At 72.6% G+C, this 22,615-nt stretch carries 25 protein-coding genes and 1 tRNA gene; 6 read left to right on the top strand and 20 right to left on the bottom strand.

The genetic code is table 11. The annotated features are described in order from the left end of the window. The first annotated feature begins 83 nt into the window (after positions 1–83). The 3 genes from ACSHWO_RS23305 to ACSHWO_RS23315 are packed head-to-tail and all read left to right on the top strand — an operon-like array spanning position 84 to position 4,176. Positions 84–2,690, top strand: coding sequence for a phosphoribosyltransferase (locus ACSHWO_RS23305; protein WP_438319249.1), 2,607 nt, complete (start codon positions 84–86; stop codon positions 2,688–2,690). Then, the gene (locus tag ACSHWO_RS23310; protein ID WP_361083634.1) at positions 2,687–3,517 is read left to right on the top strand and encodes an HAD family hydrolase; all 831 of its coding nucleotides are present in this window, start codon (positions 2,687–2,689) and stop codon (positions 3,515–3,517) included. The genes ACSHWO_RS23305 and ACSHWO_RS23310 overlap by 4 nt, the downstream gene beginning before the upstream one ends. Beyond that, complete coding sequence (locus tag ACSHWO_RS23315) at positions 3,514–4,176, top strand: O-methyltransferase (RefSeq protein ID WP_361083631.1); 663 nt, start codon at positions 3,514–3,516, stop codon at positions 4,174–4,176. Before ACSHWO_RS23310 ends, ACSHWO_RS23315 begins: the two co-directional genes overlap by 4 nt. A gap of 77 nt (positions 4,177–4,253) precedes the next feature. On the opposite strand, the gene ACSHWO_RS23320 is transcribed toward ACSHWO_RS23315, so the two are convergent. After that, positions 4,254–4,457 (bottom strand): FmdB family zinc ribbon protein, encoded by a 204-nt coding sequence (locus ACSHWO_RS23320; protein WP_179172463.1) that lies wholly within the window; start codon positions 4,455–4,457, stop codon positions 4,254–4,256. A 9-nt stretch (positions 4,458–4,466) separates the two neighbouring features. Beyond that, the gene (locus tag ACSHWO_RS23325) at positions 4,467–5,501 is read right to left on the bottom strand and encodes an aldo/keto reductase (RefSeq protein ID WP_438314484.1); all 1,035 of its coding nucleotides are present in this window, start codon (positions 5,499–5,501) and stop codon (positions 4,467–4,469) included. Between the two features lie 387 nt (positions 5,502–5,888). On the opposite strand from ACSHWO_RS23325, the gene ACSHWO_RS23330 reads away from it, so the two are divergent. Beyond that, entirely contained in the window at positions 5,889–6,791 is a 903-nt protein-coding gene (locus tag ACSHWO_RS23330) for an ArsR/SmtB family transcription factor (RefSeq protein ID WP_438314487.1), read from the top strand. Between the two features lie 26 nt (positions 6,792–6,817). On the opposite strand, the gene ACSHWO_RS23335 is transcribed toward ACSHWO_RS23330, so the two are convergent. Further along, on the bottom strand, positions 6,818–7,360 hold the full coding sequence (locus ACSHWO_RS23335) for a DUF4383 domain-containing protein (protein WP_385842252.1): 543 nt from the start codon (positions 7,358–7,360) through the stop codon (positions 6,818–6,820). A 336-nt stretch (positions 7,361–7,696) separates the two neighbouring features. Next, positions 7,697–8,986, bottom strand: a complete 1,290-nt coding sequence (locus tag ACSHWO_RS23340) for a hypothetical protein (protein ID WP_438314490.1) — start codon at positions 8,984–8,986, stop codon at positions 7,697–7,699. Positions 8,987–9,051: 65 nt separating this feature from the next. Between ACSHWO_RS23340 and ACSHWO_RS23345 the strand changes: the two genes are divergently transcribed. Next, positions 9,052–9,126 (top strand) — tRNA-Val (locus tag ACSHWO_RS23345). Between the two features lie 63 nt (positions 9,127–9,189). Here the strand turns inward: ACSHWO_RS23345 and ACSHWO_RS23350 are convergent. The 15 genes from ACSHWO_RS23350 to ACSHWO_RS23420 form a co-directional block, all read right to left on the bottom strand. Then, entirely contained in the window at positions 9,190–10,335 is a 1,146-nt protein-coding gene (locus tag ACSHWO_RS23350; RefSeq protein ID WP_438314493.1) for a site-specific integrase, read from the bottom strand. Continuing rightward, positions 10,335–10,532: a helix-turn-helix domain-containing protein gene (locus tag ACSHWO_RS23355; protein WP_438319251.1), complete on the bottom strand. Its 198-nt coding sequence runs from the start codon at positions 10,530–10,532 to the stop codon at positions 10,335–10,337. The genes ACSHWO_RS23350 and ACSHWO_RS23355 overlap by 1 nt, the downstream gene beginning before the upstream one ends. 166 nt (positions 10,533–10,698) lie before the next feature. Then, complete coding sequence (locus tag ACSHWO_RS23360; RefSeq protein WP_438314496.1) at positions 10,699–11,949, bottom strand: DUF3631 domain-containing protein; 1,251 nt, start codon at positions 11,947–11,949, stop codon at positions 10,699–10,701. A gap of 354 nt (positions 11,950–12,303) precedes the next feature. After that, positions 12,304–13,209: a bifunctional DNA primase/polymerase gene (locus ACSHWO_RS23365; RefSeq protein ID WP_438314500.1), complete on the bottom strand. Its 906-nt coding sequence runs from the start codon at positions 13,207–13,209 to the stop codon at positions 12,304–12,306. Further along, positions 13,206–13,889, bottom strand: coding sequence for an SAM-dependent methyltransferase (locus tag ACSHWO_RS23370; protein ID WP_438314503.1), 684 nt, complete (start codon positions 13,887–13,889; stop codon positions 13,206–13,208). Before ACSHWO_RS23370 ends, ACSHWO_RS23365 begins: the two co-directional genes overlap by 4 nt. A gap of 82 nt (positions 13,890–13,971) precedes the next feature. Further along, a complete protein-coding gene (locus tag ACSHWO_RS23375; protein ID WP_438314506.1) occupies positions 13,972–14,238 on the bottom strand; it encodes a hypothetical protein in 267 nt (88 codons plus the stop codon). A 12-nt stretch (positions 14,239–14,250) separates the two neighbouring features. Then, the gene (locus ACSHWO_RS23380) at positions 14,251–14,421 is read right to left on the bottom strand and encodes a hypothetical protein (protein WP_438314509.1); all 171 of its coding nucleotides are present in this window, start codon (positions 14,419–14,421) and stop codon (positions 14,251–14,253) included. A 10-nt stretch (positions 14,422–14,431) separates the two neighbouring features. Next, on the bottom strand, positions 14,432–14,920 hold the full coding sequence (locus ACSHWO_RS23385; protein ID WP_438314512.1) for a hypothetical protein: 489 nt from the start codon (positions 14,918–14,920) through the stop codon (positions 14,432–14,434). Between the two features lie 174 nt (positions 14,921–15,094). Further along, entirely contained in the window at positions 15,095–17,143 is a 2,049-nt protein-coding gene (traB, locus tag ACSHWO_RS23390) for a plasmid transfer protein TraB (RefSeq protein WP_438314515.1), read from the bottom strand. Positions 17,144–17,152: 9 nt separating this feature from the next. Next, entirely contained in the window at positions 17,153–17,764 is a 612-nt protein-coding gene (gene traA, locus ACSHWO_RS23395; protein ID WP_438314517.1) for a plasmid transfer protein TraA, read from the bottom strand. Beyond that, positions 17,764–18,267, bottom strand: a complete 504-nt coding sequence (locus ACSHWO_RS23400; protein WP_438314520.1) for a hypothetical protein — start codon at positions 18,265–18,267, stop codon at positions 17,764–17,766. The genes traA and ACSHWO_RS23400 overlap by 1 nt, the downstream gene beginning before the upstream one ends. A gap of 29 nt (positions 18,268–18,296) precedes the next feature. Beyond that, complete coding sequence (locus ACSHWO_RS23405) at positions 18,297–18,638, bottom strand: RRQRL motif-containing zinc-binding protein (protein ID WP_438314523.1); 342 nt, start codon at positions 18,636–18,638, stop codon at positions 18,297–18,299. Further along, positions 18,635–19,483, bottom strand: coding sequence for a hypothetical protein (locus ACSHWO_RS23410; RefSeq protein ID WP_438314526.1), 849 nt, complete (start codon positions 19,481–19,483; stop codon positions 18,635–18,637). Before ACSHWO_RS23410 ends, ACSHWO_RS23405 begins: the two co-directional genes overlap by 4 nt. After that, positions 19,480–19,755, bottom strand: a complete 276-nt coding sequence (locus ACSHWO_RS23415; RefSeq protein WP_438314529.1) for a DUF6303 family protein — start codon at positions 19,753–19,755, stop codon at positions 19,480–19,482. Before ACSHWO_RS23415 ends, ACSHWO_RS23410 begins: the two co-directional genes overlap by 4 nt. Further along, complete coding sequence (locus tag ACSHWO_RS23420; RefSeq protein WP_438314532.1) at positions 19,755–20,018, bottom strand: DUF6284 family protein; 264 nt, start codon at positions 20,016–20,018, stop codon at positions 19,755–19,757. The genes ACSHWO_RS23415 and ACSHWO_RS23420 overlap by 1 nt, the downstream gene beginning before the upstream one ends. Before the next feature lie 630 nt (positions 20,019–20,648). Between ACSHWO_RS23420 and ACSHWO_RS23425 the strand changes: the two genes are divergently transcribed. Next, positions 20,649–21,779 carry an XRE family transcriptional regulator gene (locus tag ACSHWO_RS23425; RefSeq protein WP_438314535.1) on the top strand — a complete coding sequence of 377 codons (1,131 nt, stop codon included), beginning with the start codon at positions 20,649–20,651 and terminating at the stop codon, positions 21,777–21,779. Here the strand turns inward: ACSHWO_RS23425 and ACSHWO_RS23430 are convergent. After that, on the bottom strand, positions 21,763–22,539 hold the full coding sequence (locus tag ACSHWO_RS23430) for an NUDIX domain-containing protein (protein WP_438314538.1): 777 nt from the start codon (positions 22,537–22,539) through the stop codon (positions 21,763–21,765). The two genes, ACSHWO_RS23425 and ACSHWO_RS23430, sit on opposite strands and share 17 nt — an antisense overlap. Positions 22,540–22,615: the final 76 nt, after the last annotated feature.

Raw genomic sequence — 22,615 nt, forward strand, 5'->3', positions numbered from 1 at the left:
ACGGGCGCGGACGTGGCTGATATGGCTGACGAGGCCGATGTGACTGGCATGACTGGACTGGCGTGACTGGTGTGACGGATGTGATGGCGGAGAAGGGCAAGACGATCGACGCGGTGTGGTCGGGAACCTGGGTCGCGGACCGGCTGGGCGTACGCCTGGAGGGAGCGGACGGCTCCCGCGGCCCCGGGCTGGCGGACCTGCTCGGCCTCGCCCTGCGGCGCAACCCCAAGCGCGCCCACCTCCTGGTCTCGCAGGTGCTCGGCAAGCACGTCCCGCAGTCCCCGCGCACCGTCCACGCCGCCGGGTACGGGCTCGGCCTGAGGGTCCGGGCCCTGCTCGACGCCGCCGGGGAGGACCCGGCCGCCGCGGTGGTCCTCGGCTACGCCGAGACCGCGACCGGCCTCGGGCACTGCGTCGCCGACGGCCTGGGCGCAGCCCCCTACCTGCACTCCACGCGCCGCCCGGTGCCGGGAGTGGCCGCCGCCGGCGGCTTCGAGGAGAGCCACTCGCACGCCACCTCCCACCTGCTGCTGCCCGCGGACCCGAAGCTCCTGGCGGGCGGCGGGCCGCTGGTCCTCGTGGACGACGAGTTCTCCACCGGCAACACCGTCCTGAACACCATCCGCGACCTGCACGCCCGCCACCCCCGTACGCACTACGTGGTCGTCGCCCTCGTCGACGTGCGCTCCCCCGCCGACCGCGAGCGGCTCAGCGCCTTCGCCGCCGAGATCGGCGCGCGGGTCGACCTGCTCGCGCTGGCCTCGGGGACCGTGCACCTGCCCGACGGGGTCATGGCCAAGGGGCAGGCCCTGGTCGAGCAGTACGAACGGCAGGCGGCGTCCGCGGCGCCCGCCGGCTCCGTCCCCGCGCCCCGCTTCGCCCCCATCAGGCGGGTCGAGCTGGCCTGGCCGGCCGGGTTGCCCGACGGCGGGCGCCACGGCTTCACCCCCGCGCACCGCGACCGCCTGGAGGCCGCCCTGCCCGCACTGGCCGGGCAGCTCGCCGACGCGCTGGGCACCGCCCCCGGACGGGGCCCCGCCTCCGGCCGCGGCGGCGGCCGCGTCCTCGTACTCGGCAACGAGGAGCTGATGTACGCGCCGCTGCGCCTCGCGCTCGCGCTGGAGGAGTCCGGCGCGGCCCGCGAGGTCCGCTTCTCCACCACCACCCGCTCGCCCGTCCTCGCCGTCGACGACCCCGGCTACGCGATCCGCACCCGGCTCGTCTTCCCCGCCCACGACGCCCCGGCCGACGGGCCGGGGGACCGGTACGCCTACAACGTCGCCGGCGCAGGCTTCGACACCGTCGTCGCCGTGGTCGACGGCCAGGGCGACACCGACGCGCTGCACGCCGCCGACGGGCTCCTCGCCCGTCTGGCCCCGCACACCGGGCAGGTCCTGCTCGCCGTGGTCCCCTCGTACGTGCCCGCGGCGCCCACTCCCACGCCCCCGCTCGCCCCCGACGCCACTCCCGACCGGCAGGAGCCGACCATGTCCGAGCGGACCGTGCCCGAGCCGGCCCTGCCGCAGCCCCGCCTGCCCGAGCCGCTGCGCGGCCCCGCCTTCTCCTCGTACGCCGCCGAGGACGTCGGCTGGCTGCTCCAGGACCTCTCCGGCGTGGCCCTGGAAGCCCCGACCGAGGAACGCGAGGAGGCCATCCAGGCGGGCGGCGCGCACTACGCCGAGTCGCTCCCCGTCGAGTACCAGCCGTCCGACCAGTACCAGGAGCTCTACCGGAGCGCGCTGGAGGCCTCCGCCGCCCGGATCGCCCGGGCCGTCGGCACGGTCACCGAGACCGTCCTCGCCGAGCGCACCCCCTCCCCGGTCCTGGTCTCCCTGGCCCGCGCCGGCACGCCCGTCGGCGTGCTGATGCGGCGCTGGGCCCGGGCCCGGCACGGCCTGGACCTCCCGCACTACGCCGTCTCCATCGTGCGCGGCCGCGGCATCGACGCCAACGCGCTGCGCTGGCTGGCCGCCCACCACGACCCCGCCGACGTCGTCTTCGTCGACGGCTGGACCGGCAAGGGCGCCATCACCCGCGAGCTGTCCGCCGCCCTGCGCGCCCACCGGGACCAGGAGGGCGGTCCCGCGTTCAACCCGGACATCGTGGTCCTGGCCGACCCCGGCTCGTGCGTGCCCACGTACGGCACCCGCGAGGACTTCCTGATCCCCTCGGCCTGCCTCAACTCCACCGTCTCGGGCCTCATATCCCGTACCGTGCTCCGGTCCGACCTGGTCGGGCCCGCCGACTTCCACGGCGCGAAGTTCTACCGCGAGCTCGCCGGAGCCGACGTCTCCGTCGATTTCGTCGATGCCGTCGCCGCCCGCTTCGAGGAGGTCGCCGACGCCGTCGACGCCGACGTCAAGGAGCTCCTCGCGACCGACCGCACCCCGACCTGGGAGGGCTGGGCCGCCGTGGAGCGGATCAGCGAGGACTACGGCATCCACGACGTCAACCTGGTCAAGCCCGGCGTCGGCGAGACCACCCGCGTGCTGCTGCGCCGGGTGCCGTGGAAGGTGCTGGCCCGGCGCGGCGCCGGCCCCGACCTGGACCACGTACGGCTCCTCGCCGAGCAGCGCGGGGTGCCGGTGGAGGAGGTCGACGGCCTGCCCTACACGTGCGTGGGACTCATCCACCCCCGATACACGCGCGGCGCGACCGGCGCCGACGGAAAGGCCGTGACCTCCAAGTGACTGTCCTGGTAGCCAGCGATCTCGACCGTACGCTCATCTACTCGTCGGCGGCCCTCGGCCTGACCGTGCCCGACGCGGCCGCGCCGCGGCTGCTGTGCGTGGAGGTGCACGAGAGCAAGCCGCTGTCGTACATGACGGAGACCGCGGCGGCCCTGCTGGCCGAACTGACCGCGGACCCCTCGGTGGTGTTCGTCCCCACGACGACCCGCACCCGCAAGCAGTACCAGCGCATCCGCTTCCCCGGCCGCCCGGCACCGTACGCGATCTGCGCCAACGGCGGGCAGCTGCTCGTGGACGGGGAACCGGACCGGGACTGGCGCCGACAGGTGGCCGCCCGGCTGGCCGAGGAGTGCGCCCCGCTGGAGGAGGTGCACCAACACCTGCTGGCGACCGCAGACCCGGCCTGGCTGCGCAAGGCACGGGTGGCGGAGGACCTGTTCGCGTACCTCGTCGTCGAACGCGACCGGCTCCCGGAGGAGTGGCTCAAGGCGCTGGCCGAGTGGGCGGAGGCCCGCGGCTGGACGGTCTCGCTCCAGGGCCGCAAGGTCTACGCGGTCCCGCGGCCGCTGACGAAGAGCGCGGCGATGCGCGAAGTGGCCCGGCGCACGGGTGCGTCCACGACCCTGGCGGCCGGTGACTCGCTGCTCGACGCCGACCTGCTGCTCGCCGCCGACACGGCCTGGCGGCCCGGGCACGGCGAACTGGCCGACGCCGGCTGGCACGCGCCCACGGTCACGGCCCTGGCGGAGAAGGGCGTCACGGCGGGCGAGGAGATCGTGCGGGCGTTCGCCCGGACTGCCCGTCAAGTAGGCACACTTGGCGCATGACCAAGGGCAACACGACGAAGATCACTGACGAGCTCTACCGGTACGTGCTCGACCACAACCCCCCGCTGGACGAGATCCAGCGGGGGCTGGTGGAGACGACGTACGCCGAGTTCCCCGACGTCGCCGGCATGCAGTCGGCGGAGGAGCAGGGCCCGCTGCTGGCCTTCCTGGTCCGGCTGACCGGGGCCCGCCGCATCGTCGAGATCGGCACCTTCACCGGCTTCTCGACCCTCTCCATGGCCCAGGCGATGCCCGCGGACGGCCTGCTGATCGCCTGCGACATCTCCGAGGAGTGGACCGCGTACGGGCGGCAGGCCTGGGAGGCGGCCGGCGTCGCCGACCGCATCGACCTGCGCATCGCCCCGGCCCTGGACACGCTCCGGGCCATGCCCGCCGAGCCGCACGTCGACATGGCGTACGTGGACGCGGACAAGGAGAACCAGATCGCCTACTGGGAGGAGCTCGTGCCGCGGATGCGGCCCGGCGGACTGATCGTCACCGACAACACGCTGTTCCACGGCACGGTCGTGGACGAGACGGCGACGAGCGGGTCGGCGGCCGGAGTCCGCGCCTACAACGAGCACGTCGCGGCGGACCCGCGGATGGAGTCCGTACTGCTGGCGATCTCGGACGGGCTCACCCTGTCGCGCAAGCGCTGACACCAACCGCCCGACCGCCCGACCGCCCGACCGCCCGACCGGCCCTGCGGTCAGGTCCCTCCTGTGGGCAGGGCGGCCTAGCAGCAGCCTCCGCCGCCGCAGCAGCCTCCGCCGGACGGGGCGGGGGCGCTGCTGGTCCCGCCGACGGCCACGGCGGAGAGCAGCTTGACGGTGTCGGAGTGCCCGGCGGGGCAGTCGGCGGGCGCGGACGACTCGGCCATGGGACGGCTGACCTCAAAGGTGTCGTCGCAGGTCCGGCAGCGGAATTCGTATCGAGGCATGGCCCAAGGCTACCGAGGATGCCCCGCCCGGTCCGCGGTCCCCGGCGCCGGGTGTGCTGGTCGGGTCACGGCACTAGGGCCGTCGGGGTCCAGGAGGCGGAGCTCGTCCTCGGAAAGGCGCAGCGCGCCCGCGGCGATGTTGTCGGCCAGGTGGTCCGGGTTGCCGGTCCCCGGAATGGCCAGGACGTGGTCCCCGAGGTGGAGCGTCCACGCCAGCCGCACCTGGGCCTGGCTCACCCCGCGGGCGTCCGCGACGGCGGAGACGGCGGCGGCCGCGGCGTCGGCGTCGGAGGTGGAGGCGGTGTCCGGGGTGTTCGGCGGGTTCGGGGCGGCGTCGGAGGGGCGCAGGCCGGCCTCGCGGCGCGACCCGGCCAGCGCGTAGAACGGGACGTACGCGACACCCCGTTCACCGCAGAGCCGTACGAACTCCCGCTGCTCGGCACGCTGATCCGGGGCGAAGCCCAGACCGTAGGCGTTCTGCACGCAGACCACCGGGGCGATGGCCTGTGCTTCGGTGAGGTGGTGGGGCCGGACGTTGGACAGGCCCAGGTGGCGGATGAGCCCGGCCTCACGCAGCTCGGCCAGCGCGCCGAAGCGTTCGGCGATGGACCCGGTGCCGACGATGCGCAGGTTGACCACGTCGAGGTGGTCCCGGCCCAGCTCGCGCAGGTTCTGCTCGACCTGCCCGCGCAGCTGCTCGGGAGTGGCGTGGTCCATCCAGGAGCCCGACGGGCCGCGGCTCGGCCCGACCTTGGTGGTGATGACGAGGTCGTCCGCATAGGGGGCGAGCGCACGGTTGATCAGTTCGTTGGCGGAGCGCAGACGGGAGAAGTAGAAGGCGGCCGTGTCGATGTGGTTCACGCCCAGCTCGACCGCGCGGCGCAGTACGCCGATCGCGCGGTCGCGGTCGCTCGGGGCCGCGTCGGGGTCGAAGGCGGCGCCGTCCTGGGTGATCCGCATCGCGCCGAAGCCGATCCGGTTGACGCGGAGGTCGCCGAGGTTCCAGGTGCCCGAGGCCGCGGCGGTGATGTTCTGTGGGGTCATGCCGGAATGATCAACGGTGGGTAGGGTGGGCCGCCAATGATTCCGTTCCAGCTGAATCCGTGCGGCGGGGCGGCGGGGCGGCGGGCGGCGGGCGGCGGGCGGCGGCTGAGCGGAGGAAGAGGGAGGCGGGGGGCTTTCATGGGCCGGCCGACGGTGCTGTCGTTCTCGGCGGACGATCTGGCGCGGACGCGGTTCGCCGTGTCCCCGATGTGGCAGTTGATGGCCGCTTTCCGGCTGCTGGCCCGGTCGGGGGGCGCGGCGCCGGTTCCGGGGCCGGTCCCGGGGCAGGGTCCGGCGGCTGGTGGGCGGGTGACAGGGCGCGCCGGGCCCGTCGGATATCCCGGGCGTTGCGTGCACGGGCCCTGGCTCGCGCAGGTGCGGCCGCGGGTGGCCGCGTCCGGCCTGGACCGGGGCTGGCTCGCCGAGCTGATCCCGGCCGCCTCCCGCTACGCCCCCGACTTCCTCACCCCGGCGCCGTCCGGCCCCGCGCCCGCACTGGAGCAGGAGCTCGCCGCCGTCACCGCGACTCCGGCGGACCGGGTGCGCCGGGACCTCGAACACCTCGGGCAGCACCAGGGCCGGCTCGGCCCGCGGCTGCGCGCGCTGCACGCGGATCCACGCGGCCGGCTGGCCCGGGTCGCCGAGGAGGCCGCGGCCTTCTGGGAGCTGGCCCTGTCCCCGTACTGGGCCCGGATCCGGGCCCTGCTCGACGCCGACGTCCTGTACCGGGCCCGGCAGTCCGCCGAGCACGGCGCCGTCCGCCTCCTCACGGACCTGGACCCGCAGGCCGACTGGGACGGCGTCGCCCTGCGGCTGGCCCCTGCGCGGTCCCGGCAGCGCGCGCTCAGCCGGGAGGCGGCGGGGCCGGGGCTGCTGCTGATCCCCTCTGCGTTCAAGGCCTCGGGGCTCTCCACCCGGGTGGCGCCGCCGGACCCGCCCCAGCTCGTGTATCCCGCGCGGGGCGCGGGCTCCCTGTGGGAGACGCGGTCCCGGACGGCCTCCGCGGCCTTGGCGGTCGTCCTCGGGCGGTCGCGCAGCACGCTCCTGGCGGAGCTGGACAGCCCGGCTTCCACCACCGAGCTCGCCGACCGTACGGGCCTCTCCCCGGCGCGGGTCTCCCAGTGCCTGACCGCACTGCGCGACGCCGGCCTGGCCAGCGCCCACCGGGCCGGCCGGACGGTGCTGTACGCCCGCACCACCGCGGCCGAAGCCCTGCTGGCCGCGGCCGCGGAGGCGCCGGGGGGTGCGGGAGGCCGGCCAAACCAGGCGCCGGGACGGGGTCCGGGGTAGGGGCCGGCTGGGGCCAGCCGTCGTGCTCAGTGCCCGGTGGCGGGGGACGCTGGGTGCGCCCTGGCCCGGGCCCGGTCCTCGCGGGCCGCCTGCTCGGGGTGGCGGGCCCGCCAGTAGGGGTTGTCGTGCGGCAGGGCGCTGCCCACCCGCCCGTACATCCCGAACCACATCAGCATCACGCCGACGACGAAGCTGAACAGCACGTTCTGGATCTCGAAGGCGAGGAAGTTCAGCCCCGTGTCCAGCAGGGCCAGGTTCACGAACCCGCTCGCGATGAAGGCCAGGCCGAGCACGATGTTGATCGTCGACGCGAAGTTCCCGCCGATCACCATCCCGACGAAGAGCAGCAGGCCGACACAGATCGACAGGACGCTCAGCGCGCCGTTGGTGTTGAGGGAGAGCACCCGGTCGCCGCCGGTGTCGAAGAACCCGATCCGGTTCGTCAGCCCGAGGATCCCGAAGACGACGAGCAGGATCCCCGTCAGACCGGCACCGACCCGGTACACCGTGCTGAGCTTGTGGTCGACGGGCAGGTGCTCGTCGAGCTGCGCCTCGACGGGGTGCACCATGCGGCGCACGCGGCGCCTCAGCCGGTGAGTCTCCTGCGGCACCTGCGGCCCGTAGGGCTCGTGGGGCACGTAGGGCGCGTAATTCTCATGGGCCTCGTGACACCCGTAGGCGGCGTGAGGCGCATATCCCTCACGCGGCGCAGCAGCTGCCGCGGAAGCAGAAGCGGCTTGAGACGCACGAGCCCTACGGGAAGAACGAGCCGTGTGGGAAGTGTGGGCAGCCATCCCGCCTCCTCTGCTCCGTCCCTGTCCCTCCCAGCATCCGCCGATGCCCACCCCCGGACAACTCCTGCCCCGCCCGCGCTCCGCCCGCACCCCGGCAGTGCCCCGCCCGGCTCAGCCGCTGGCGCGCCGGCCCCGCAGGTCGGCCACCACCCGGCCCACCACCGCCCGGACGTCCTCCATCTCCTGGAGGAAGTGCCAGTAGTCGGGGTGGCGTCCCTCCAGCGAGGCCAGCGCCCGCTCGACCCGGGCCACCGACTCGTCCAGAGGTCCGGCGTGCCGCGGATCCGGCACGCTGCGGCCCTCCATCGCCAGCCGCTGTGCGTCCCGGATCACGAACCGGGTCCGCTGCACCTCCTGCTGCGGGTCCCGGGCCACCGCCTCCAGCCGGGTCAGCCGGTCCTGCGCGGCCGACACCGCCTCGTCCGTGGAGTCCAGGGCCGCCCGTACCGCGTCGATCAGCGCCGTCACGTCCGCCCAGCGCTGCTCCTCCCGCGCCCGCGCGGCCTCCCGCAGCTGCTCCTCCGCTCGTGCGACATCCCGTACGGCCTGTTCCGGCACGTGCTGCAGGTCCTGCCAGCACGCCGCGCTGAACCGCCGGCGCAACTCGCTGAGCACCGGATCCACCCGGTCCGCCCGGTTGCGCAGCGCCTGCGCCCGGGTCCGCAGGCTGACCAGCCGCCGGTCGATCTCCGCTGCCCGCTCCGGCAGCCGCGCCAGCTCGGCGCGTATCGCCTCGGCGTCCCGCAGGATCCGGTCCGCGCGCTGCAGGGTGTCCTGCACCCCGTGCTGGGCGACGCCCTGGTTCAGCAGGGTCAGCTCGGGCCCGAGCGCGGCCAGCCGCGCCGCCAGGTCATCGGCCCGCATCCCCGTCCCGCGGACCTCGTCCAGCGCCGTGCTCGCCGCCAGCAGCGCCGCCTTCGCCCGCTCCCGGGCCGGCGCCACCTGCGCGAGCTGCGTCTCGGCCCGGTCCAGCAGCGGCTGGATGCCCCGAGCGAAACGATCCAGCTCCGCCTTCGCCCGTACGAGCTCCTCGCGGGCCCTCGTCAGCTGGTCCCGCGCCCGCGCCGCGACGGCACCGTCCAGCTCGGGCCGGTCCAGGTCGTGGGCGTCGACCGCCTCGATGTACACGTGGCTGGCCTGGTCGATCCGCTGCCCCAGCGCGGCGAACCCCTCGCCCGCCTGCCGCGCCGCGGGCGAAGCGTCCGCGGCCGCGATGGTCTCGATCGAGATCCGCAGGTCCCGCTGCGCCGTGTCCAGTTCGTAGAACGCTGCGGCCGCGGCGTCCTTGGCCGCTTGGGCGTCCGCCCGCCGACTGTCGTCCCGCCCACCGAACCACCGCCGGGATGCCGTCGTCACAATCCCTCTCCCGTACCGCGCCCGCCTCCGCCATGCCCGGTCCATTCTCTCCCACACGAACGGGTTTGCGCCGGGGGCGTGCCCGCCATGTAGGCTGTCCACTCATCCACGGGTGCGTAGCTCAGGGGTAGAGCGCTGCTCTTACAAAGCAGATGTCGGCGGTTCGAAACCGTCCGCGCCCACCAGCACAAAGGCCCCCAACCGATCATGGTTGGGGGCCTTTGACGGCTATAAATGACGGCAACGCCCTACTCGGCCGCAGGGCGCCGTCGGCGCAGCAGCCGATCCATGTGCCCCATGGCCTCCCGACGGTTGCCGTCGGTCACGTGGGTGTAGATGTTCATCGTGACGGCGATCTGCGAGTGCCCCAGGATCTCCATGACCACCCGCGGCGCCACCCCAGCGGCAAAGAGCAACGTGGCGCACCCGTGCCGCGCATCGTGCAGCCGGATCCGCGGCAGGCCCGCTTCCTGGCCGATCCGCTCGAAGGACCGACTGAGGTTGCGCGGCTCGACCGGCCGCCCGGTGCGGGTGGTGAAGACGTAGTCGCTCTCCTCCCACCCCTTTGCGGCATCCCGCAGCGCGGCCTGCCGCATACGCTGCCAGCGCAGCGGCGCCACGCACATCTCCGGGAGGGGGATGGCCCGGGTGCGCCGGTTCTTGGTCGAGTCGGCGTACAGCTCCTTCTGCACGCGCTGGATCTGGTTCCGCACGGTGAGCGTCCGGCGGTCCAGGTCGATGTCCGACCAGCGGAGTCCGAGGATCTCGCCGCGGCGCAGCCCCAGGGCCACCGCCAGTGCGAAAGCCGCGTACAGCGGGTCGCGCCGCGCTGCCTCAAGGAACGTCAGCGTCTGGTCGAGGTCCCACGGTTTCAGCTCCCGCTGGACCACGCGGGGTGCCGACACCAGCTGGGCCACGTTCCGACTGATCAACTCATCCCGGTTGGCAGCCGTGAGCGCACTGCGCAGCACGCGGTGCGACTCCTTGGCCGTGGCCACGGTCGTCTGCGCGGTCACCGCGGCCAGCATCCGCCGCACGTCCGGCGTGCCCAGGCTCTCCAGGCGCTTGGACCCCAAGTGAGGGATGAGGTACCGGCGGACGTGCGTCTCGTACTTCGCGTACGTCGTCTTCTTGCGGTCGTTCTTGACGAACGTCTCCAGCCAGAACGGCAGCCACTCGGAGAGCTTGGCCGATCGGGTGGGCGTCGGCACGCCCTGGCGGTCACGGCGGACCAGCTCCTGACGCTTGGTGTCGCACTCCTCCCAGGTCTTGCCGTACACAGTCTTCCGGCGGCGTGTGCCGTCGGGCTGGGGTACGTAGACACGGGCCTCGTAACGCCCGTCCGAGCGCTGCCAGATACTGCCGGCGCCGTTCGGGTTCCTCTTGCGTGCCATCAGGCTGCCTCCTCCAACTTGCGGTCCATGAAGGCGCGAACGCTGTCGGCGGGCACGCGGCGGGCACGGCCGACGGTGATGCTCGGGAGCTGCTTCGAGCGAATGAGGTTGTAGACCATGAAGCGGCTCAGCCGCAGCGCCTCCATGACCTCGGGCACGGTCAGCGCCTGGTGGGTAGTGGGCAGGGGCGAACTCAATGCGACCTCCGGGACAAGGGGGTGTCTTCCTTCGCCTTGGGGGATCCGCAACAGCCGCAACGCCGCAACAGTGCAGGTCAGAGCCTCGGATTTGTTGCGGATCCGGTTGTTGTTGCGGATGGGTGCCGCCACATCGGCGGATGTGGCGGCACCGGGGCGGGGTTTGTCAGGTGGTGGCGGGGGCGGGGTGTGTGGCGGTTTCCGGTGCGGTGTTGCGGACACGGGCAGGGGTATCCGCAACAGATCCACCCCCGCTGACCTGCGGTTGTTGCGGCGTTGCGGCTGTTGCGGACTTTCCGGGGGGAGGGGGGCAGTACCGGGTCCAGGCGTCGCTGAGGTCCTCGGCGAAGTAGCCCTTCGGAATGCCGGTGGGGGTGCGGAAAGTGCGGGGCTTGATGGGCTTGTTCTCGGGGGTGACGTACTGGCCGAGCATCTTGGCCAGGGTCCGGGAGGTAATGGGCTTGTCGTCCAGGTCGTTCCAGGGCCCGTCGTCCATGCCGAGCAGCCGCTCAAGGATGACCGCAGTCGGGATCCGGTCCTCGTCGCAGAACACCTTGTCGCGAAGGTCGGTCAACAGCCGGATCCCGAGGGAGGCTTCGTCACCGTCGTGTGCGGCGTTGACCAGTTCCAGGCAGGCGGCTCGGGCCCGTTCGGGCCAGGTGCCGCCTGCCGCTTCCGCGATGGCGAGGAGGGGTTCCCACACGTCCGCCGGCCGGTCCACGATGCCCTCGGGCAGGACCGGCCAGGCGTCGCTGAGCCGCTCCCGGACGGAGTCGGCCCAGGCGGCGAGGCGGTCGCGTAGGGCGTGGCCCTCCTTCTCGTGGATGCGCTGGCGGTAGGGCTGGCACTTCTCGTTGGGGGCCCGCCGACGCATGCGGATGATGACCGACCGCGTCAGGATCGTGTCGGGGAGGGAGCCGAGCCCGGCCATGGCGACGGCGCAGTAGGACGAGAACTTCTGCACGCTCTGGTTCGCGCCGTCGCCCACGCAGCGGTGCATGCCGCCGATGCGGCGGTAGCCGGTGTTCAGGAACCCGCGCACGGGTTCGTTGTCGCCTGCCTTGGGCCCGAAGACGGTGTCGATTTCGTCGAAGAGCAGGGTGGGGCGTCCCTCGGGAGCGTCGACCAGCCGGAACAGGGAGTTCGGGGAGGCGTTGACGGTGGTCTCGGCCCGGGGGGTGAGCGTCTCGACGATCTCCAGGGCGCGGGACTTGCCGGATCCGGGTTCGGGGGAGAGGAACGCCAGCCGCGGGGTGGCCTCGAAGCAGTCCAGCAGGTGGGTGTGGGCGTCCCACAGGGTCACCGCGACGTAGGCGGACTGGGTGGGGAAGACGTTGAAGCGGCGGTGGAAGGCTTCCACGTCGTCAAGCAGCGCGGCGCCGTCGATGGGCATGTCGGTGGTGGTCGGGTCGCTCATCAGCGGCAGTCCCTTCACAGGAGGTGAGCAGGGGGCAGAGGGTGCGGTGCTGTTCGTGGTCGGCGATCAGGGCGAGGGTTTTGGCGCGTCCGGCGGCGAAGAGGTCGCGGCCGCAGGAGCACCAGGAACGGGCGCTCGGGGTGGCGCCGTAGGAAGGCGGGGCGACGATGTGGAGCCAGGCCACGGGCCGTCGCCCGTCGCCACCGTGCGGGTCAGGGCGAACAGCAGAAGGGACGCCCTGACGGGCGACGACCTTCGACGCGCCACTGCCGACCGGGGCGGGGGCCGGTTCAGCGGGGCGGATGCCGGTCGGGGTGTCGGGAGGGCTCTTAGCTGGGGGGCGTTGGCGCGCGGTCATGCCGTCGCCCGGCCGGTCGGGTTGTGGGCGATGGACCAGCTGAGGGCGCTGGTGATGGCGGAGCGGTACTCGTAAGGCTTCAGACCGGCCACTTCCGCCCCCCAGCTAAGAGCCTGCTCAACCTCCGTGCGGTCGAGGTCGCCGGACGCGATCAGCCGCCCCAGGGCCCGCGCGGCCCTGACGAGAGCCTTGTTCCGCCCGCCCTCAACCGCGGTTTGGACGTTGCGCTGCTCGTTACGCAGGGCCGCCGCGGCGTACGCGGCCCGGCGGCCCGCAGGGGTGCCGTCCCCTTTCTGCCGGAGGGAAACGGCCTTGATCCGGGGCGGGGCAGCCAGCCGCGTATGCACCCAGTCGGGGAGCGGCGCGGGGGGCCGGTCGTCACTGATCTCGTAACGCCCGGCCGGGACCGTGCTGCCAGGCGCGACGACGTAGCCGCCCCAGGCGCGAGTGTCGATGTGCCGACCGAGAATGTCCTGCGTGGAGCGGGGACGGGTGTCCCTGGGGGCGGTGAAGTACAGGTGCAGCCCGCCGGACGGTGTGGCGACCGTGTGCGTGTCGGGGAGGGTCTCGCCCAGGGACGTGCACAGGCTGTGGAGGATCTCGCGGCCGTGGAGGGTGCCGGGCGGGTCGGACGGCTTGGGGGCGTCCAGGTCGATGACGACCAGCCCGGCCGGGCCGGTGGCCAACCCCACGTTGAACGCCCCAGCCGCCCATGCGTTACGGATCCGGTCCGGATGGGTGGTGGCGCGCTGCTCGGGCTTGGCGTGCCCGTCGGCGCACTGCCCGGTGCCGGGGCAGCGGGTCTCGCCGTGGAGGGCGGACACCTTGGAGCCGGGCCGCAGCGGGATAACGGGCCAGCCGCGCGCGGCGATGGCGAGTGCGGCGTTCAGGAAGTCGCTCATGCCGCCACCTGCCACGCGGTGAGCTGGACCAGGGCCTGTTCGCCGATCCACCGGGTGTAGGCCGGGGGGATGCACTCGCGGATGCCGTCGCGGTTCATCCAGGGCACGCGCATGTCGTCGCGGGCGTCCTGGACGCCGGAGAAGTTGCCGACGTAGTGGGCGAACTCCCCCGGGCGGCGGGGGCGGCCCATCTTGGTCAGGGGCGCGGTGTGGGCGGGGTGCGGGGGCGGGGTGAGGGTGAAGCCGCCGCCGGTCTCGAACAGGCGGTGGCGGTAGGTGCGCATGCCGAACGCGGCCGCGCACAGCACTACGGGGTTGCGGAGTTCGGTGCGGGCTTCTTCGACGTTCTCGATGACCCAGGGCCGTCCGGTGGCTTCCAGGGCGGCGCGGGTGGGGGCGATCAGGTCGGGGTGGGTGCGGTGGCGGATCTTCTGCGTGCGGGAGTAGTGCTGGCAGGGCGGGGAGGCGTGGATGAAGTCGAACCCGGCGCCGTGGGCGCGGATGAAGTCGATGGCGTCGCCCTGGTGGAAGGCGAGCGGGTAGCGGGGCTGGGGCGTGATGTCGACGCCGGTCACGTCGAATCCGGCGTCGGCGTAGCCCTGGCCGGCGCCGCCCTGGCAGCAGTACACGTCCAGAACGCGCAGCACGCGCTCTCGCCGGATGTCGGTGGGATGGGTCATGCTGGATGTCCTCCAGGTCTTGAGTGGAGCTGGATGAGGGCGGCCCCGGACTTTGGCGAGACGGGGGCCGCCCTCGGCTGTGTCAGGCGAAGGTGACGCTCATGGCGTCGGAGCCCATGCGCTTCCCGGCGGCGGCGTGGGCGTCCTCGTGGGCGGTGTCGCGGCGCTGGTCGCACACGAGGGTTCCGTCCGGGGTGAGGGTCCATCCGTCGTTGCCGTCGCCGGGGTTGGTGACGTATTCGATGGCTTCGGCGGGGCTGTCGAGGTGAGGGGTGTAGCCCTCGTCGTGCTGGGAGGTGCCGCACAGGTCGCAGACGGCGACGTAGCAGGTGACGAGCCGTGTAGCCATCAGTCCTCCTGATCAGTGGCGGGTGTGGTCGGTGGCCAGGGCGGTCAGCCGCTTGGCCTCCTCGGGGGTGATGCCGCGGTGGCGGATACGCACCGGGCAGTCGGGGTGCGGGCAGCGGATGGTGCGCTGGCCCAACAGCAGGGCGGCCGTGTCGGAGATGAGGTCGGGCAGAGGCTTGCGCATCTGGCGCCTTTCAGCGGTGGTGGATGGTGCCGGTGGCGCGGCCGAACAGGCCGGTCGCGGTGACGTGCTGCGTGATGTGCGTCGTGGCGGTGCCGGTCCGTCCGCGGGGGCGTCCGGCGCGGAGGAGGAGGGGGAGGGCGGCGCCGGCGGCGATGAGCGCGACGAGGGCCCAGAGGGCGTTGGCCATGGCGATGAGTCCCGGGGCGGCGTAGGCGATTCCGATTCCCGCCGCGCCGATGCCCCCGCCGACGGTCGGGGCGAGCAGCGCGGTGGTCTTCGCCCACCCCGGGATGCCTGCCGCGGGCGCCGGGGCGGGGGCCGGTGCGGCCGGGGTGGGGTGGGTGTAGGCGAGGGTGCGGGTGCCGTCCGGCAGGGTCACCAGACGGATGTCCGCCCCGGCCGGTATCGCCGGGAGGAGGGGCCCAGGCACGGGGGCCGGGGTGGGCTGCCAGACGGCCGGGGTCGGGTGGTGGATGACGGGTTCGTGGGGCATGTGCATGCCTCCCGGGTATGGGTCGGGCCCGCGCCGAAGACGGGTGGCGCGGGCCCGAGGGTGAGGTGTCAGGCGTCACTGTCAGGGATGTCAGACCGTAGGTGTCACGGGGTCTGACAGCGGGTTTGCCTAGGGGTTTGGGTGTCACGGCGGCCTGACACCGTCAGGAGGTGTCAGGCGTCAGGCGATCTTGAGGTTGGGGACGATCCGCCACCGGCCGGTGGCCGAGGTCGGCTCCAGCCGGCCGTCCAGGGCCGCGTCCTTCAGGCGGGCGGAGACCCAGGGGCGGGAGAGGTTGTGTCGGTCGCACCAGTCCATGAAGTCCTTCGGACCGACCACCATCCGCCCGGCCGCCTCGAAGTCGTCCAGCGCGTCCGCGAACAGCTCCCGCGCCTCCTCGGGGGACGGCTTGTGCCCCGGGGACTCCCACAGCGGAGTGTCGTCCCCGTCCTCCCCGACGGGAAGATCGGCCGCGGGGTCGATACCGGCGTCCTCCGGATCCACGAGAAGCCCGGACGATTCCACTTCCACCCCCGCCTCCTCCTCGCCGGTGGTCGGCGGGAGGGCCGGGGCGGCGCCCGGGGCGGTGCGCCCGGCGTAGTTCTGCCCGGCCACTGCCCGGGCCGCGCCGGCGGTGACCGGGTCCGCGGTCGCGCCGTTGGACTGCGCCCACGCGGCCAGGTTTTCCAGGGCCGGGGTGGCGGTGTGGGGGACGGCGAAGGTACGGCCCGGGGACGGGTAGCGGTCCTCCGGGATGCCAGGTGAGACCACGTAGCAGTACCCGGGCCGCCGATTTCCCCACGCGCCCGGGTGGGCGCCCGCGTCGATGACCGCCTCGGGGAGGGAGAAGCCTTCGTCGCGGGGGTCGCAGCCGAGTGCGATCACGGACGGCAGGGACGCCCGGGTGGAGGTGGACATCTGGTCGTACGAGGGGCGCTGCAGGGACACGATCAGGGAGACGCCGGCGGAGCGGGCCTCTTGGGCGATCCCGGTGAACGCGTCGTCGCCCATCAGCCGGAGCGTGTTGGCCGCCTCTTCCATCCAGGTGACCAGGAACGGCATGCCCGGGCACCCGCACGGCCGGCCGTCCGGGCGGCAGGTGTGGTTCCGGCTGTTCTGCCGTTCGGCTGCCTCGGGGATCCACTGGCGGTAGCCGTGGGCGCCGAGCCAGCGGGTGCGGGCGGGGATGACGGCCTTGATGGCCTCCACCATGACCTCGGTGTCCGGTCCGCCCTCCGCGGCCCAGTCGATGCCGGGCAGCAGGGGCCGGAAGTCCTGGAACATCTTCGGGTCCGACACCCACAGCAGCACGTCACGGCGGGAGAGGATCTCCGCCATGAGGTTCAGGGCGGTCTCGCCCTTGCCCGAGCCGGTCCCGCCCGCGATCAGGACGTGTGTGGCGTTGCGCTTGATTTCAGGGTCCCCGGGGAGCCACAACACCAGGGCGGAGCCGTCGTCGTAGCGGCCGATGACCAGCGGTTCGGCGATGCTGCCGCCCAGACTCGAAGGCCCCTGATACTCGATCACCTGGGCCAACATGTCCTCGGGGACGATGACCAGTTCGCCGCGGCGGGCGGAGTCGGGGTCGGGCATGTAGCGGACGGCGGACTTGGGCAGGTCCAGCGCCGACGCGATCCGCGGCAGCACCTTCGCCACGTCGTCGTTGGTCTGCTCACCGGCCTCCAGGGCCATCTTCGCCGTGACCCGGTTCGGCTCCACCGACGTCGCCCCGATCTGCGCCCGGGCGAGTCCGACCTTCTCCAGCAGGCCCTTGTCCGCCCCGCCGGCGGCGGTGCCGTCGACGTTGCGCCGCAGCACCATGCGGATGTTCCACGACAGGGCCAGCGCCGGGCCGCCCATCAGGTACAGGTCCGGCAGGGGCCCGGTGGCCGGTCCTGCGAGGCAGGCCCCGGTCAGCCACGCCGACCCCGCGGCCACGGTGATGGCCGAGTGCAGCCGGCGCTGCTGCCCGGTGCTCTTGCCCGCCCACCACGTCACCCCGGTCAGAGCGACGGAGGCGAGGGTGAGGCCGACGCCGGCGGCGGCGCTGCCCTCCCACTGGAGGCTGCCCAGCAGGCCGGCCAGCCCCAGAGCGCCCGCGCACAGCCACGGCGGCAGGTGCGGCTTCGCCCGGTGCAGCACGTACGCGCCCAGCCCGGCCCCGTCGGAGGAGCCGCGCAACTGGTCCTCGTACTGCTGCTCTGGTGTGGTGCGTTCAGTCGTTGCCATCACTCCCCCTTAGAGCTGGCCCCAGTCCATGCGCGGCGCCGACGGGCGGCGGGCACGGTGGCGGACGCGGTTGATCTCTTCCTCGTACTCCTGCTGGAACGTCGCGTAGGTGGCGGCGGCGTTCTTCGCCGCGTCCCGCAGGGCGTCCGCGGCGCGCTGCATCTTCCGCGCCACCTTCGCCGCCCGGAACCGGGAGCCGCCGATGCGGCCGTCGGGGTCCGGGACGGTCACGAGGGTGGCCTTGAGGATCTCCGCCCCCATGGCGACCTCGATCGAGAGGGCGACGCCGGCGGCGCGGACGGCGTTGCAGTACTCGCGGACCTGGGCCGGGGAGGTGAACTCCGGCGCGGGCAGCAGGGACCGGTTCGACCCTTGCCCGCCGCCGGCCGCGGTGGTGCGGCGGCCCCCGCCCCCGTTGTTGCCGCGGCCGCGGCCGCCGCTGGCGTTGACGTTCAGGGTGAAGCCGGGCGAGAAAGACTTGTTGAACGTCTTGCTCTGGGAGCCGTTCGCACCCGGCCGCGGCGTGGTCCGGGCCCGCTGCGTGCGCGCCTGCTGCCCACCGGTGGTCTTCCATCCGGCGCCGCCCGCGCCCCAGTTCATGCCCGAGGTGGTGTTGGCCATCAGCGGGTCTCCTTCTCGGTCACGACAGTCAGGCGGCGGGCCACGAGCCAGCCCGTCTGGGAGATGAGCGTCAGCACGGCCCACGCGGTGAGCAGGGCCGGATGGGCCGGGCCGAACCCGACTGCCAGTGCGATCCACGCGCCGGCGGTCGTGGTGAACGCGGCGAGCAGGGCCCGCCAGACCGCGGCCTGGCGGGAGGTGGGACGGCGGCGCAGCATGCCCCACGCCCACACGCCGGCCGGGGCCAGCGCGAGCACGGCCAGGGCCCAGCCGGTGTGGGGCTCGATCAGGTGGATCGCGCTGGTCAGGACCAGGAGGGTAGTGGCGATGGCGGTGGGGGCCCAGGAACGGCGGTGCTTCCATGCCCACCGGCCCGCGGCCTGGGCGGCGCGGGTGGTCAGGGTGGGGGGCTCGGGGCTGAGAACGAGAATGACCGGCTGGCCCCCACGCTGGCGGGGGATCCGCACGGTCGAAGCGGCCGAGGGCCGCGTACGGCGAGACACAGCAGAACTCCTTACGACGATGGTGGGGTTCAGGCGGCGCACTGTTCGGAGCCGGGGAAGGCGCACGGCACGCACTCACCCAGCCGGGCCGGGATCACGTAACCGGCGTCCCGCCCGCAGGTCGGGCAGGTACGGCGGGCGGCGTTGGCCTTGTCGAGCGCGGCCTGCCTGGCCGGGCTCATGGGGCGAACGGGCTTGGCCCGGTCGACGCGGTAGAGGAACGCCACCAGCGGGGGACGCCGACGGCGCGGCCGTTCCACCTGCGCGACCACCTGTTGTCCGCCCGGGCGCAGCCCGGCGGCGCGGAGCTGACGCATGGTGGCCAGCCCGTCGGGGGCGAGTCGCCACCGGTAGACAGGGAAGGCGCTCACTGAGCCGCCTCCCCGGGCGGGGAGGACGTGGTGGCGAGCTGGGTGTAGACCTTGTGGACGTAGGAGGTGGACCGGGTGGACTTCAGGGCCGCCTTCCCGATCGACTCCCCGTTCTCCCAGCACGCGCGGATGATCCGCTTCGCGTCCTCCGCGGGCAGCTTCACGACCGGCTCGGGATGGAGGGGGACGACGGTGGACGTGCGGGGGACGGTCAGGGGATACACCCGCTCGCCACCACAGATGACCAGCGACAACCCCAGGCGGCCGCCCACCGAGACCCCCGCCGTTGTGTCGGCGGCCGGGCCGGTGGAAGCAGGAGCCTGTGCCGGGTGGACGGGCAGGGGATCCACCTCGGCGGCCGGGGTGTCCACCAGGGCGGCCCGCAGGTCTTCGATCTTGTTCAGGATCGCCTGCCGGTAGTGGCTGATCGCCTCAGCGAGCGCGATCAGGAGCACCGGGGGGATGGAGTGGAGGACCAGCCCGGCGGGGTCGACGCTGTGGGGGACGCCGAAGGGCGTCCCCTCCGGCCAGAGGGAACCCCAGCAGTTCATCACCCACGTCGCCAGACCGGCGAACCAGCGCAGCACCGACGCCCACCCCGACGGCCGCAGCCCGTACTCGGACAGCCGACCGTCGAAGAGCAGCACCGTGCCCAGAGCGACCGCCACCATGGGGTCCAGCAGCCACGCGATCCACGGCGAGACGTGGTGATCGATGGCGAACGTCGTCACGTTGGTCGCGGTGAAGACCAGCGCCACCGTGCAGATGAACACCAGCACCCGCGTCAGTGACGCGAGCAGACGCTCCAACGCGCGGATCTGCACCGCCGGCGCGCGGGCGCTCACAGCTCGCTCCCCGACCCGATCGGGCGGACGGAGACGCTGGCCATCAGCAGCACCGGCGCGTCCCAGTCCTCGGCGGGGTCCCCCTCGATCCAGGACCACTCCGTCCCGGGCTCAACCGCGTAACCGAGGTCGGCCAGCACGCGGGCGCGCTCAGCCAGCGTGGGGATCGTGGCGCCGTCGGGCCAGTCGTGCGACGGCCACCGGGTCTCGTTCATCAGGACGACGAACAGGTGCCATCCGGCCCGGTTCGACATGTGCGCCTTCAGGTGCATCAGGCCACCTCGGCGGTGACCGTGTGCGCCTTGTTCGCCGCGTCCCGGCGGGCCGCCGACACGCGCCGGTGCGCCCGGCGGATCCGGCGGCCGTCGAACTCCGACGCCGGCCGGTCCAGCAGCGCGATCAGCGCGTCCAGCAACTCGACCTCGGCCAGCACCACGGGCATCTCGGCCTCGACCGCGTCCAGTTCCGCGGCCGTGGGCTCCAGGTCCGGCGGCAGCACCGTAACGGTGCTTTGACGTGCAGCGATGAACTTCATTGGGTCTTGCTCCTCTCACACAGGAACGGGACCGAACAGCAGCCCCCGGCGCGGCTACGCCGGGGGCTGCACGTCGTTGTGAAGCGGGAAGAACTCCAGCTCCCCCACCCCGCCCGTACGCCCCAAGGGCGGTCGGGCGGAGGAGGCAACCGGCCGCGGACCCAGGCCGGGCCGCGGAGAGGTTGCACACGTACTGCTGTCTCCTTCGGGAGCGAGCTCCCGTTTCAGGCGTATGGAGACATGGCCTTTCGGCCTCAAGCCCTCCGGTTGACAAGGGATCCGGGACCCTCCCCCCGACCACCGCGGGGCTCCTGGTAGTGCACGTTTCAGCAGGTCAACGCCTGGATAGAGCCCCTTTCAGAGCCCTCCGGGCGTGTACGGGCAGACCTAGTCGGAACCCGTAGGGTTCAACTGGTGCGCACCAGAAGGATGGCATCTGGTGCGCACCAGATGCAACCCCTTCGCTGTTCGGTGGGGCGCCTCGGTGCTGCCTGGCGTGACTTCAGGAAACGGCGGAACCAGGGGTCGCCGATAGCCAACTGGGGTTAACCTCAGGGGAGTTAACCCGCTCCCACCTGCGGCGATTTGGTTGACCGGCCGGGAGCGCGCACGCGCTGGGAGGCGATGCACGTGGGCATGGGCTTACGGACCGTACGGACGGCGCGGGGATGGTCGCAGGACCGGCTGATCTTCGAAATGGAGCGGTACGCGCAACAACGGCTCCTGGACATCGCGTCCACGGCCAGCCTGAAGACCTACGTCTCAGAGTGGGAGAACGGCAAGCGCGCCATCAGCGAGCGGTACGCCATGATCCTGCGGCCGCTGCTTGGCGTCACTGACGCCGAACTGCGGGGTGAGCCAGCGAAGCTGATCCCTCAGCAGACGGACGGGTACGAGGACCTGCTGAGCCGAATCGACTCGGCACGGAGCATTAGCGAGACCATGGTGCAGACGTTCTTCGACCAGACCGAGTTGTTGCGGACGATGGACCGGCAGATGGGCGCCGCTGGCCTTGTAGACCAGATGGCAGGCCATCTGGCCGGGATGGAGGACGCGCTGACCTTCGCCGTGCTCCCCGGGACTCGTCGGCCAATCGCAACCGCTCTGGCCGGTGCAGCCACCCTTGCGGCGTGGCAGGCGCTGGACGCCGGGGCCGTCGAGCGGGCATGGCGACACTACGAACTTGCGAAGCGGGCGGCCCAGGATGCTGACGCGCCGCTCTACCTCGCGCACGCGATGGGGGAGCAGGCCTACGTGCTGCGCGACGCCGGCCGCCCGGAGATGGCGGTCGAACTGATCCGGGACGCACAGCGCACCTACGCCGACCGGCATTCTCCGCGACTGAAGGCGTGGCTGAGCGCGGCGGAAGCTGAGCTGTGCGCTGCGGCAGGCATGGGTGACGATGCCCGGCACGCTCTTGAGCGGGCGGAAGCCACGCTCCCGGACGGTGTGGAGGCCCGAGACGCCGACATGCTGAGCATCTTCCTCAACGGTGGCCACCTTGCTCGCTGGCGTGGCAACGTGCTCGCGACGCTCGGCGACAGTGCGGCGATGGAAGAGCTGTACGCCGCGCTGGGGACGGTCGACCCATCGTTCGTTCGTGCCAGGTCTGGCCTGCACAGCGACCTCACGCAGGCACACCTCGCCCGCGGTGAACTGGACGAAGCGCGCTCGCACCTTCAGCAGGCACGGCTACTGGCGAACCGCACAGGGTCCGTGCGGTATCGCAGGCGCGTGGAGTTGCTTACCGGGCGGCTGTAGGCCGCGACGAGAGCAGATGCAGCAGGGCGACGAGCGTTCCAGAGCCCATCAGCTTGCCTTCTGCCATCAGCCCCGGGATCTCGTCCAGGGGGATCCACGCGACATGCCCGGTTTCCTCGGCATCGGTCGGCTCCCCCACCTTCGTCGCGCCGTGGGCCACGAAGATTTCGTGGGGCGAGTCCACCATGCCGATCATCGGCTGGTAGGTCACCACGTGCTCGACCGTGGCCGGCCGCCAGCCAGTCTCTTCCTCCGTCTCCCGGGCGGCCGTGACGGCGGCATCCTCGTCGGCGTCCACGATGCCGCCGGGCAGTTCCCAGCCCCATTGCTCTGGCACGAAGCGGTAGCGCCACAGCATGAGCACGCGATCCTGCTCGTCCACGACGGCTGTGATCGCGACGTGGTGAAGGCGGACGACGTGGTGCTCGAAGCGCTCGACGCCGGGCGGTTCCACGTCCACCAGGTCGAGGTTCACCCAACGGTTCTCGTAGATGCGGCGGGAGCCATGGATCTTCCAAGGCTCCAGCTCGCCCGGAGCGGGCACGTCGGATCCGCCCACGATGCGGTAGGCGCTGCGACCATATGCCTTGATGAAGCGCTCGCTCGCAAGCCGGGCGAGCACCTGCCGCAGCGCAGTACGGCCGATCTCAAGCTCAGCGCTCAGGGTGCGTTCGGACGGCAACTTGTCGCCGGGGGCGAACCGACCCGACTCGATCCAAGACCTGATCGTCTCGTAGACCCTCTGCGTCTTGGGTCCCATCCTCAGCGCACACTCCCGGATCGTCGGCTGGTGCTCGCCAGCGTAACGGGGGAGGAGCGCGGATGACTCAGCCATG

This window comes from Streptomyces pallidus (ex Mingjun et al. 2026), from assembly GCF_051550185.1.
Taxonomy (GTDB): Bacteria; Actinomycetota; Actinomycetes; order Streptomycetales; family Streptomycetaceae; genus Streptomyces.